Raw genomic sequence first — 6,759 nt, 5'->3', positions numbered from 1 at the left:
CCCGATCGGGGTGGTCGGGGCGACCAGTGTGCTGATGGAGAAGCTGCCCAGCGGTGGTGAGTTCGAGACGGCGGTACGGGCGGTCAGCCGGTGGACCGGGGTGGACGTGACCGCACTGATGTCGCTGGAAGCCGGCGGCCTCAACGGGCTGACACCGTTGATCGCCGCGCTGGACCTGGGGCTGCCGGTGGTCGACGCGGATCTGATGGGACGGGCGTTGCCGCGCCTGGACCAGTTCTCGTGGGCGGTCGCAGGGCGGTCGCTGACGCCTTGTGCGCTCAGTGAGCCTAGCGGCCAGGTAATAGTGGTCGACAACGTCGACGCGGCCGGTCTGGAACGGGCTGTACGGAGCTTTGTCGCTCAGACGGGTGGATGGGCCGTCCTTGCGCTGGCACCGACAGCGATCGAGCCTGCGACTGTGGACGCGGTCCAGGGGAGTCTCACACGAGCCTTGGCGCTTGGCCGGGCGCATGCGGCGCTTGAACCTGGTGCGGTTCCGGCTGCCGTTGCTGACGGTCTGGGCGGGCGGCTGCTCGGCAGCGGGCGGGTGGAGGAAGTCGCTCGGCATGTGATCGCTGACGGCGGTGCGGCCTTTGGCCGAGGGAGCCTGTGCGTGGTCGACGCCGCGAGCCGTGCGGTCATCCGCATTGAGACCGAGAACGAGTACCTGCTCGCGTTGGTCGACGGTACGCCGGTTGTCACCACGCCGGACCTCCTCTGCGTACTGGACCGCCGTACCCTCCAGCCGATTGCCGTGGACGCCGTACGCACTGGCGACGAGGTGGTCGTCCTCGCGCTCCCAGGGCCGACCTGGTGGCGACGCCCCGACCGCCTCCGGCACGTTAGCCCCGAAGCGTTCGGCCTGTCCTGCGAGCCTCAACTGCTGGAGGCGTCGTGACAGCACTGCTGACCGCCATGCTCACCTCCCCGGGGTGGCGAGACGTAGTAGTACTCGCCGGAGCGCCCACAGAGGTTCGGGTGACGGGGTCGGAGGTGGTGCTGGGGGTGGGGGCTCAGCCTGAAGGGCTCGACGGGCGGGTGCTGGTTGTTCTGGTCGTTGAGGACCACCGGGACTGGCGGGTTGACGCTCTGATCAGTCGGGCTTCGGCTGCTGGCGCTGGAGCCTTGTTGCTGGCGGGTACTGAGCCGTTGGGGCGTGGGGCTCAGCTGTTGGCGGAGCGGTTGCGGTTGCCGGTGCTGGGGTGTGCGGATCCGCTGGCGGCACACGAGTACCTGCGGCGCGTGACGGCTGAGCCTGAGGTGGTGCGTTCGGACCTGGTGTTGCGGGCGGTGTCCGCGCTCAGGCGGGCCGGTGGGGACCTTGCGTCGGTACTGCGGACAACGTCCGGTGTACTGGCTCGTCCGGTGACGCTGGCGGGTGCTGACGGCGGCACGCTCGCTGGTGATCCGCTGGAGCCGGACGAACGTGCAGCGTTGGTGGGTGTGCTCCCGCAGGTGCCGGTGGCCTGGGCTGCGCCGTACCGGGTGGATCTGCCGAGTGGTGCCGTGCTGCTTGCCGTTGCGGTGCTCAGCGTGGGGCCTGTGTGCTGGCTGGTTGCACGGTTGCCTGGTGCGGTCCCGGCTGAGGTTGCCGCGGTGCCTGAGGTGCTGACTGTGGTTGCACCTGCTGTGGGTGAGCGGTTGGCGCTCAGACGGCTCGAGCTGGAGCGGGACGCGCGTCAGCGTACGTCGCTGCTGGGTGAGCTGTTGCACGGTGAGCCCTCGGAGGCGACCCGGCGGCGTGCGGTCGATCTGGGGTGGCAGCTCGACGGGTGGCACACCGGGATCCGGATCGGTGCCGACGGGCAGGTGGACGTGGCCGGGCGGCGTACGGACGTGGTGGAGGCGTTCGACGCGGAAGGGCTGCGGGCGGTGGTGGTGGAGCAGGGCGACGGGTGGTCCGCGTGGATCACCGGCGTACGTGAGCCGACGTCCACTGAGGTGCAGCAGCAAGCAGCCGCGATCCGTCGGGTGCAGCGGCGGTTGGTGCAGACCGTTGATACGTACGTCGGCGTGGGTCGGGTCCAGGCTGGTCCGAGTGGTATCGCTACGACGCTGGCGGAAGCTGGCGATGCCGCTGGGCTGGCACGGGGGCGCGCTGAGACCGGGCGGTTCCTGCATGTCGACCGGCTGGGGTTGGCGCAGCTGCTGCTTGCTTGGACTCGCACAGATACGTTCCAGCCTGCTGCTCAGGCGCTGTTGGCTCCTATCAAGGACCAGCCCGGGGACCTGGTCACGACGCTGGCCGTCTACCTGGACACCGAGTCGTCCTTGGCCGAAACAGCCGCAGTCCTGGGCATCCACCGCAACACGGCGTCGGCCCGCATAACCAAGATCCAGCACCTCCTGGGCGTAGACCTAACCAACCCAGACGAACGCCTCGCGCTACACCTCGCCTCCCGCACAACACCTACGGAGTAGGGGCGTCTTCGCGGAGTAGGCCTGTGGATTTTAGGTCGGACCAGAGGGCTGGTGGGACTTCGGTTCGGGTGAGGGTGGCGTTGGTGTGGACTTCGGCGGGGGTGCGGCAGCCTACGGCGATGCCGGCTACTGCGGGGTGGAAGAGGGGGAACGCGAGCGCGACGGCGGGGAGGGTGGTGCCGTGGGACTCGCAGATGTCTGCGAGCTTGTTCGCCTTGTCAACCAAGGACTGTGCCGCGGGCTCGTAGTTGAAGGTGGCGCCGGCCGCCGGGCGGGGCTGGGAGAGGAGGCCGGAGTTGAAGATGCCGACGGCAACCACCTGGACGTCGTTCGCCACGCAGGCGGGCAGTACGTCGTCCAGCCCGTCCGGGTCGATCAGCGTGTAGCGGCCGGCCAGCATGATCACGTCGATGTCGATCTCCCGGACGAACCGGGTCAGCATCGCGGACTGGTTCATCCCGGAGCCGATCGCGCCGATCACGCCCTGCTCGCGGAGCTCGATCAGCGTCGGGAACGCGGTCGCGACCGCCTCGTCGTAGTGATCGTCCGGGTCGTGCACGAACACCACGTCCAGCCGGTCGGTCCCGATCCGCCGCAGCGAATCCTCGATGCTCCGCAGTACGCCGTCCCGGGAGAAGTCCCAGCGCCGCCGCCGCGTCGTACTGACGTCGAACCCCTCGTCGTCGACCGCGGCGGTGTCGGCCGAGTAGATGATCCGTCCGACCTTGCTGGACAGTACGTACGAGTCCCGCGGCTTGTCCCGCAGCCCGAGGCCGAGCCGCTCCTCGGCGAGCCCGAGGCCGTAGTGCGGGGCGGTGTCGAAGTACCGCCAGCCCTCGTCCCAGGCGGCGTTCACGGTGGCGACGGCGTCGGACTCGTGCACCTCGCCGAGCAGGTTGCCCAGCGGCGCACCGCCGAGGCCGACGCGCTGACCCTCCGGGAAGAGCCTCATGAGCGGGCCGCGGGGAGCCGCAGGTTCTGCATGCCGCCGTCGACGGCCAGCGCCGTACCGGTCGTCGACCCGGACAGCGGACTCGCGAGGTACGCGATCGCGGCAGCGACCTCGCCCGCCGTCACCAGCCGGCCCATCGGCTGCCGCGCCTCGAGCGCCGCGCGCTCCGCGGCCGGGTCCTCGGCGACGTCGAGCAGCCGCCCGACCCACGGCGTGTCCGCCGTACCGGGGTTCACGCAGTTCACCCGGATGCCTTCGCGGACGTGGTCGGCGGCCATCGCCATCGTCAGCGCCAGTACGGCGCCTTTGCTGGCCGAGTACAGCGCGCGGTTCGGCAGGCCGGCGGTGGCGGCGATCGAGCAGGTGTTGACGATCGCGGCGGCGGCCGACTTCCGCAAGTGCGGCAGCGCGGCCCGGGTGACGCGGGCGATTCCGACCACGTTCACGTCCAGCACCCGGTGCCACTCGGCGTCGTCGTTCGCGGTCACGTCCCCCTGGGCGCCGATGCCGGCGTTGTTCACCACGATGTCGATCCCGCCGAGCTGCAGCGCCGCGGCGGCGACCGCGTCCCGGATCGAGTCGTCGTCGGTGACGTCCGCGGCGATCCCGGTCAGCGGCGCGTCGACGTCCGGCTTCAGGTCGAACACGACCACCTGCGCGCCGCGGTCGGCCAGCAGCCGGGCGGCCGCGAGCCCGATCCCCGAGGCACCACCGGTCACCACGGCCCGCAGGCCGGCGAAGTCCGTCACTTGCCCTCCTCAGCTAGGTCGGTCCAGATCTTGCCACCCGGGTAGCGGAAGTCGGCCAGCGTCTCGGCATCCATCTCCGCGCCGAACCCGGGCCGTACCGGTGCCACGTAGTGCCCGTCCCGGATCACCACCGGGTCCAGGAAGTGCTCGTGCAGGTGGTCGACGTACTCGATCACCCGGTCGTCCAGTGATCCGCTCACCGCGACGTAGTCGAACATCGACAGGTGCTGGACCAGCTCACACAGTCCTACCCCGCCCGCGTGCGGGCACACCGGTACGCCGAACTTGGCCGCCAGCAGCAGGTTCGCGATGTTCTCGTTGACGCCCGCGACCCGGGCCGAGTCGATCTGCAGGAAGGACAGCGCTTCGGCCTGCAGCAACTGCTTGAACACCACCCGGTTCTGCACGTGCTCGCCGGTGGCGACCCGGATCGGCGCGATGGCCCGGGCGATCGCCGCGTGCCCGAGGACGTCGTCCGGGCTGGTCGGCTCCTCGACCCACCAGATGTCGTACGGCGCCAGCGCCTCGACCCAGCGGATCGCGTCCGGGACGTCCCAGCGCTGGTTGGCGTCGATCGCGATCCGGATGTCCGGGCCGACCGCCTCGCGGGCCAGCCGCAGCCGGCGGATGTCGTCGTCGACGTCCGCGCCGACCTTCAGCTTGATCTGGGTGAACCCGTCGGCGACGGCCTCGCGGCAGAGCCGGACCAGTTTCGCGTCGTCGTACCCGAGCCAGCCCGGGGTCGTGGTGTACGCCGGGTACCCGCGTTCCCGCAGGACCGCCTCCCGCTCGGCCCGCCCGGGCTCGGCCGCGCGCAGGATCTCCAGCGCCTCGTCCCGGGTCAGCGCGTCGGTCAGGTACCGGAAGTCGACCAGGTCGACGATCTGCTCCGGGGTGAGGTCCGCGAGCAGTTTCCACAGCGGTACGCCGGCCCGCTTGGCGGCCAGGTCCCACACCGCGTTCACGACCGCGCCGATCGCCATGTGCATGACGCCCTTCTCGGGCCCCAGCCAGCGCAGCTGCGAGTCGTGCACCATCGACTTCCAGAACCCGCCGAGGTCACTGAGCGTGGCGTCCAGATCGAGCCCGAGGACGTGGTCGCGGAGCGCCTCGATGGCCGTGGTCTGGATGTCGTTGCCGCGGCCGATCGTGAACGCGAACCCGTGCCCCTCGAGCCCGTCCCCGGCGTCGGTCCGGACGATGACGTACGCCGCGGAGTAGTCCGGGTCGGTGTTCATCGCATCGGAGCCGTCCAGGTCCAGGGACGTGGGGAAGCGGACGTCGTACGTCTCGAACTCGGTGAAACGTGGCATCGAGGACCCGATCTGCTGCGGTGGGCGGGGTGACGACACGAGATCCTATAGGATATGGGGCGGCCGCGATAGTTGGCCCGGGGCGTCCGCCCCGTACAGTCGGTGCCGTGACAGGAGACGGTGTGCTGCGGCTCGGCGGCCGGTCGTTCGGGCCGGGCGAGTTCGCGGTGATGGCGATCGTGAACCGGACCCCGGACTCGTTCTTCGACGGCGGCGCGACGTACGCGACCCAGGCGGCGCTGACCGCGATCGACCAGGCGGTCGCCGACGGCGCGGACCTGGTCGACATCGGCGGCGTCAAGGCCGGTTACGGCGAACCCGTCGACGAGGCCGAGGAGCTGCGCCGGACCGTCGACTTCGTGGCCACCGTCCGGGACCGGCACCCGGAGCTGCTGATCAGCGTCGACACCTACCGCAGCGGCGTCGCCCGCCGGGTCGGCGCGGCCGGGGCGAACCTGATCAACGACACCTGGTCCGGCCACGACCCCGAGCTCGCCGGAGCCGCCGCCGAGGTGGGCGCCGGCCTGGTCTGCAGCCACGTCGGCGGGCTGAAGCCGCGGACCGACCCGCACCGGATGGCGTACGACGACGTGGTCGCGGACGTGATCCGGACGACCACCGAGCTGGCCCGGAAGGCGATCGCGGCCGGCGTCCGCCCGGACGGGATCGTGATCGACCCGACCCACGACTTCGGCAAGAACACCCTGCACTCGCTCGAGGTGACGCGCCGGGTCGGCGAGCTCGCGGCGACCGGCTGGCCGGTGCTGGTGGCGATGTCGAACAAGGACTTCCTCGGCGAGACCCTCGACCTGCCGTCCGGCCGCCGCGGTCCGGCCACCCTCGCGGCGGTCAGCGTCGCGGCCTGGCTCGGCGCGCGGGTGTTCCGCGTCCACGACGTCGCCGGCTCCCGGCAGGCCCTCGACCTGATCGCGGTACTGCGGAAGACCGCGACCCCGGCGTACACCCGAAGGAGTCTGGTGTGATTCGAGACCGCGCGGCCGGCCGCGAGCTGACCGAGGACGAGCTGATCGCCGCGTACGCGGTGGACGATCGGTCAGTGCCCCGGCTCCGGGCGAACTTCGTCACCAGTCTGGACGGCGCGGTGACCGTGAAGGGCGTGTCCGGCGGCCTGTCCAGCAAGGACGACCAGGACATGCTCGGGCGGCTCCGGATGCTCACGGACGCGGTGCTGGTCGGCGCCGGCACGCTGCGCGCCGAGGGGTACGGCGGTCTGCGGCTCGGGGCGAAGCGCCGCGCCTGGCGGGTCGAGCACGGCCTGCCGGAGAACCCGACACTCGTCGCCGTCTCGGCCCGGCTCGAGCTG

7 protein-coding genes are annotated in these 6,759 nt (G+C 70.9%); 4 read left to right on the top strand and 3 right to left on the bottom strand.

The window, feature by feature from the left end; genetic code table 11:
• On the top strand, positions 1–898 hold an 898-nt coding region (locus VFF46_RS21925; RefSeq protein ID WP_325039051.1), incomplete at its 5' end, for a DUF917 domain-containing protein.
• Entirely contained in the window at positions 895–2,421 is a 1,527-nt protein-coding gene (locus tag VFF46_RS21920; RefSeq protein ID WP_325039050.1) for a helix-turn-helix domain-containing protein, read from the top strand. The genes VFF46_RS21925 and VFF46_RS21920, both read left to right, overlap by 4 nt.
• On the opposite strand, the gene VFF46_RS21915 is transcribed toward VFF46_RS21920, so the two are convergent.
• The 3 genes from VFF46_RS21915 to VFF46_RS21905 are packed head-to-tail and all read right to left on the bottom strand — an operon-like array spanning position 2,411 to position 5,435.
• A complete protein-coding gene (locus tag VFF46_RS21915) occupies positions 2,411–3,373 on the bottom strand; it encodes an aldo/keto reductase (RefSeq protein ID WP_325039049.1) in 963 nt (320 codons plus the stop codon). The two genes, VFF46_RS21920 and VFF46_RS21915, sit on opposite strands and share 11 nt — an antisense overlap.
• A complete protein-coding gene (locus tag VFF46_RS21910; protein ID WP_325039048.1) occupies positions 3,370–4,122 on the bottom strand; it encodes an SDR family oxidoreductase in 753 nt (250 codons plus the stop codon). Before VFF46_RS21910 ends, VFF46_RS21915 begins: the two co-directional genes overlap by 4 nt.
• On the bottom strand, positions 4,119–5,435 hold the full coding sequence (locus VFF46_RS21905; RefSeq protein WP_325039047.1) for an L-fuconate dehydratase: 1,317 nt from the start codon (positions 5,433–5,435) through the stop codon (positions 4,119–4,121). Before VFF46_RS21905 ends, VFF46_RS21910 begins: the two co-directional genes overlap by 4 nt.
• Positions 5,436–5,542: 107 nt before the next feature.
• Between VFF46_RS21905 and folP the strand changes: the two genes are divergently transcribed.
• On the top strand, positions 5,543–6,418 hold the full coding sequence (gene folP / locus VFF46_RS21900) for a dihydropteroate synthase (protein ID WP_325039046.1): 876 nt from the start codon (positions 5,543–5,545) through the stop codon (positions 6,416–6,418).
• Positions 6,415–6,759 (top strand): dihydrofolate reductase family protein (locus tag VFF46_RS21895; protein WP_325039045.1); only part of this gene is annotated, 345 nt, incomplete at its 3' end. The genes folP and VFF46_RS21895, both read left to right, overlap by 4 nt.

The sequence above is a fragment of the Kribbella sp. genome (assembly GCF_035655035.1).
Classification (GTDB): Bacteria; Actinomycetota; Actinomycetes; order Propionibacteriales; family Kribbellaceae; genus Kribbella.
Note: the sequence above shows the minus strand (reverse complement) of the source record. Positions and strands in the feature narration are given on the sequence as shown.

Excerpts from the sequence above, each read along its gene's own strand:
- VFF46_RS21905 (WP_325039047.1), bottom strand. The coding sequence starts at position 5,435 with ATGCCACGTTTCACCGAGTTCGAGACGTACGACGTCCGCTTCCCCACG.
- VFF46_RS21915 (WP_325039049.1), bottom strand. The coding sequence starts at position 3,373 with ATGAGGCTCTTCCCGGAGGGTCAGCGCGTCGGCCTCGGCGGTGCGCCG.